Source organism: Pedobacter sp. 01T416_2, from assembly GCF_056398925.1.
Genome location: NZ_JBFTQI010000471.1, coordinates 1 through 4,697, shown reverse-complemented (window position 1 = coordinate 4,697; position 4,697 = coordinate 1). Strand labels below are relative to the sequence as shown.

The window sequence follows — 4,697 nt, the reverse complement described above, 5'->3', positions numbered from 1 at the left end:
ATCTTCCTTTTGCTTTGGCTATTTGTAATAGATTATCATTAAATTGCATCCTCTATTGCATCAATCCCTAATGAAAGAAATTACCGATATCATAAAGGCATATCAAAAAGCAACGAAGGAAAAGAAAAAAACAGCCCTTGCTACGGTAGTTAAGGTAGAGGGTTCTTCTTACCGCAGACCTGGTGCAAGAATGTTGATTACTGAAGATGGCCAGTTAACAGGCGCCATTAGTGGCGGTTGTTTAGAAGGCGATGCGTTGCGGAAAGCACTTTCGGCAATTGTACAGCAAGAAAACAAGCTCATTACTTATGATACTACAGATGAAGATGATGCAAAATTTGGCGTTCAGCTGGGCTGCAATGGCATTGTACATATTTTGTTCGAACCCATTTTAGAAGCAGATGAGCTAAATCCCATTGCTATTTTAACCGCGTTGCAAGGCAAAAGGGAGCATGCAGTTTTAGCAATACTTTTTTCCCTAACAGATAAGTTGCAGTTGGGTACAAGTATGCTTTTTAGAAATGAACCTATTCTAGCTAAAATCCCCGAAGCGATCTTCAATGAGACAATTAAAGATATCCTGGAAGTTTCTGAATATAAGACCACGTCAATTAAAGCTTATAATTTTGACAACCAACAGATTGATGCCTTTCTGGAGTTTATCCAACCCCCAATTTCATTAATTATAGCTGGCGCAGGCAATGATGCACAGCCTTTAGCCGAAATGGCTTACCTTTTGGGCTGGGAAGTAACTGTGATAGATGGAAGACCTATGCATGCTACGCCACAACGTTTTGCAAATGCAACCAAGGTTTTAGTGAGCAAACCCGAAAATGTGTTAGCTCAAATTCAGATAGATGAACAAACAGCTTTTGTATTGATGACCCATAATTACAATTACGACCTCGAACTACTTAAATATCTATTAGGCACAAATGCTCCGTATATCGGCACACTTGGACCAAAGAAAAAACTAGTTAGGATGTTAGATGAACTGGATTTGGCAACGCCAACAAATCAAACACGTGTACATGGTCCGGTTGGTTTGGATATTGGCGCAGAAACTGCAGAAGAAATCGCCATTTCTATCCTCGCCGAGATTAAATCTGTTTTTACAGGTGCTTCGGCCATGTTTTTAAAAGAGAAGAAAAAACCGATCCATGTTTACGAATTAAAAAACAATTAAGCATTGAAAACGGGCATTATCATATTGGCAGCAGGTAGTTCTTCACGTTTGGGAAGACCAAAACAGCTTTTGGATTACAAAGGAAAAACGCTCTTGCAAACCGTAATAAATGAAGCTTTAGAAACAAGTTGCAGACCCGTTATCGCTGTTTTAGGTTCAAACGCTAAAGAAATAGCCAGCCAGCATCAGCATGATCAGGTTAATTTCGTTATCAATGAAAGTTGGGAAAATGGAATGGCATCGAGCATTGTAGCCGGGCTTTCTGCTATAATCAGAAATAATCGCGAAATTGAAAGTATCATTATTGCTGTAGCCGACCAGGCTTTTATAAAAATGATTAACTTTAATAGCTTAATCGAAAAGCAGAAAGAAACAGGTAAAAATATAATTGCCAGTACCTATGCAGAAGCGACAGGAACTCCTGTCCTCTTCAAAAAAGATTATTTTGAAGCACTTTTATCGCTCACAGGAGCAGAAGGAGCAAAAAAGATACTCAAACAATATCCTCAAGATGTAGAAACAGTTGTTTTCGAACATGGAGAAATTGATATTGATACAGAAACAGATTATAACAATTTAATTAGCCAGCAATGATAGCAGATTCTTTTGGAAGAATACACGATTACCTGCGGATATCGCTAACCGATAACTGCAATTTTCGCTGCTTTTATTGCATGCCCGAAGAAGAATACGACTTCACCCCTGCCTCCCGGCTAATGCAAACCGACGAAATTATTAAGCTGGCAGAAGTTTTTGTGGCCAATGGCGTAAAAAAAATCAGGCTTACAGGTGGTGAACCATTGGTAAGAAAAGATGCAGCTCAAATTATTGCAGCATTGGGTAAACTTCCGGTCGAGCTCGTCATTACCACAAACGGAACCCGCATTGCCGAAATGTTACCTGTATTAAAAGAAGCAGGTATTAAAACCATTAATATTAGTCTGGATACATTACAACCTGAGAAGTTCTTTATGATTACCCGAAGGGATGTTTTCCATCAGGTACGCAGTAATATCGAATTGCTTTTGCAGCACAAAATCAAGGTAAAGGTAAATATGGTGGTGATGAAAGGGCTTAATGATAACGAGATCTGCGATTTCATCAATTGGACCAAACACAATCCAATCCAGATCAGGTTTATTGAGTTTATGCCCTTTAGCGGTAACAAATGGACAAGCAATAAGATGTTTTCGTTAGATGAAATCCTATCTGTAGTTGAAAAAGATTTCACCGTATTACCTGTTAAAGGAGAACCACATGATACGGCTAAAAGTTTCATGATTCCTGGTCACGAAGGCTCGTTTGCCATAATTAGCACCATGACCAATCCTTTTTGCGATACCTGTAACCGCATGCGCTTAACTGCAGATGGCAAATTAAAGAACTGCCTTTTTTCGGATAGTGAAACCGATCTGCTTACGGCATTGCGAGAAAATGAAGATGTGCTTCCACTAATTCAATCAGCTATTTGGAGCAAAAAGAAAGCATTAGGCGGACAGTTGGTAAGCGATTTCGAAAAAATTGATGCGACTACCATTCAAAACAGAAGTATGATTACCATTGGAGGATAAAATTTTCATGATTAGCGTTAAAGAAGCAAAAGACCTCATTTCTCAATACATAACAGCATTAAATCCCATTTCAATCGATTTGGCAAAGGCATCAGGACACATTCTTGCAGCTGATGTTTATGCTAAATACGATATTCCTGCATTTAGCCAATCATCCATGGATGGTTATGCCATCAAGTTCGAAGATCACGAACAAGAACTCTCCTTAATTGGCGAAATGGCCGCAGGAACGGCAACCACCATAACCATCCAAAACGGCGAAACCAGCAGGATATTTACAGGTGCCCCTTTGCCAGAAGGTGCCGATACTGTGGTGATGCAAGAAAAAATCACACGCACAGATGGGAAAATCACCTTGCAGGATTCTAATTTAAAGCTTGGCTTAAACGTACGGGATAAAGGTTCAGAAATTATGGCCGGAGCATTGGCAATGGAAAAAGAGAGCCTGCTCAGTCCTGCCGCTATTGGCTTTCTGGCTGGGATTGGTATTAACAAAGTTAGCGTTTATCCCATGCCAAAGATTTCGATTATTGTAACAGGGAAAGAATTACAACAACCAGGAAAAACACTCGAATTTGGACAGGTGTACGAATCGAATTCCTATTCGCTTTCTGCAGCTTTAAAATATGAAGGCATTGAACAAATTACCGTTTACGAAGCTGATGATGATCTCGATATCCTAAAAAAAGTATTACAAACAGCAATAGAAAGCAGCGATGTTGTGCTGCTAACCGGAGGTGTAAGTGTAGGCGATTATGATTTTGTAATCGAAGCCGCTGCACATTGTGGCATCAAACAGATTTTTCATAAGGTAAAGCAGAAACCTGGCAAACCTTTGTTTTTTGGCACAAAAGATCAAAAATTAATATTTGGACTTCCGGGTAACCCATCATCTGTACTCAGCTGCTACTATAATTACGTATTGCCATCCATCAAATCCTTATCGCATAAAAGCAATAGTGTACTTGAGGTTCAGGCAAAACTTACCCATTCCTATTCCAAAGCTGCAGGGCTTACACATTTCCTAAAGGGCAAATTTGAAAATGGGCTGGTTACCCCGCTCAGTGCGCAGGAATCTTATCGATTAAGCTCATTTGCGCAGGCCAATTGCCTGATCTGTCTTGATGAAACACAAGAACAATTAAAAAAAGGCGACATCCTAACCGTAATGATTTTACCAAACTAAACCATGCAAGAAAGTTTTATCCTATTTTACTGTTTGCTTTTTATTGTAGCCTTTTTATACGCCTCTGTTGGGCATGGTGGCGCAAGCGGTTACCTCGCATTAATGGCCATTTTCGCCATTTCACCGGCCATTATGAAACCTACAGCACTATTGCTCAATTTGTTTGTTTCTTCTACTTCATTTATCCAATTTTACCGTGGTGGTCATTTTAAATGGAAAACCTTTTGGCCTTTTGCGCTTGCCTCTATCCCACTCTCTTTTGTTGGCGGCATGATGGCCATCGAAAGTTCCATTTATAAAAAGATTTTGGGTGTGCTGTTACTCATTCCCGTAATCCGTTTTTTCTTCTTTAAAAATACCGATCCAAAAGATTTCAAACCATCGAACATTCCGCTATCGCTTGCCATTGGCGGTATTATCGGCTTACTTTCGGGCATGATCGGTATCGGTGGAGGCATTATCCTTTCTCCTATCCTATTGCTTTTAAAGTGGACAGATCAAAAACAGACTGCGGCAATCAGTGCAGCATTCATCTTTGTTAATTCGGTTGCTGGTTTAGGCGGCCAACTGATTAAAGGCTTCGAATTTAACAGCCATATGCTCGCTTATGTTGGCGTAGCTTTCGTGGGTGGCATTTGTGGCGCTTATTTTGGCGCTTTAAAATTCCCGCAAACCGTTTTAAAAAATGTGCTGGCCTGTGTATTGGCGCTGGCCGCTTATAAATTACTATTTACACATGCATAATATTAAATAC

General features: G+C 39.9%; 5 protein-coding genes. All 5 read left to right on the top strand.

Annotated elements, in window-relative coordinates; translation table 11 throughout:
* Positions 1 to 70 precede the first annotated feature (70 nt).
* From AC1DPQ_RS18265 to AC1DPQ_RS18245, 5 genes are read left to right on the top strand one after another with little or no spacing between them, the layout of a single operon-like run.
* Positions 71 to 1,186, top strand: a complete 1,116-nt coding sequence (locus AC1DPQ_RS18265) for an XdhC family protein (protein WP_477610457.1) — start codon at positions 71 to 73, stop codon at positions 1,184 to 1,186.
* Positions 1,187 to 1,189: 3 nt separating this feature from the next.
* On the top strand, positions 1,190 to 1,780 hold the full coding sequence (locus tag AC1DPQ_RS18260) for a nucleotidyltransferase family protein (RefSeq protein ID WP_477585795.1): 591 nt from the start codon (positions 1,190 to 1,192) through the stop codon (positions 1,778 to 1,780).
* A complete protein-coding gene (gene moaA, locus AC1DPQ_RS18255) occupies positions 1,777 to 2,757 on the top strand; it encodes a GTP 3',8-cyclase MoaA (RefSeq protein ID WP_477610456.1) in 981 nt (326 codons plus the stop codon). The genes AC1DPQ_RS18260 and moaA overlap by 4 nt, the downstream gene beginning before the upstream one ends.
* 7 nt (positions 2,758 to 2,764) lie before the next feature.
* Positions 2,765 to 3,943 carry a molybdopterin molybdotransferase MoeA gene (locus AC1DPQ_RS18250; protein ID WP_477610455.1) on the top strand — a complete coding sequence of 393 codons (1,179 nt, stop codon included), beginning with the start codon at positions 2,765 to 2,767 and terminating at the stop codon, positions 3,941 to 3,943.
* A gap of 3 nt (positions 3,944 to 3,946) precedes the next feature.
* The gene (locus AC1DPQ_RS18245) at positions 3,947 to 4,687 is read left to right on the top strand and encodes a sulfite exporter TauE/SafE family protein (RefSeq protein ID WP_477584258.1); all 741 of its coding nucleotides are present in this window, start codon (positions 3,947 to 3,949) and stop codon (positions 4,685 to 4,687) included.
* Positions 4,688 to 4,697: the final 10 nt, after the last annotated feature.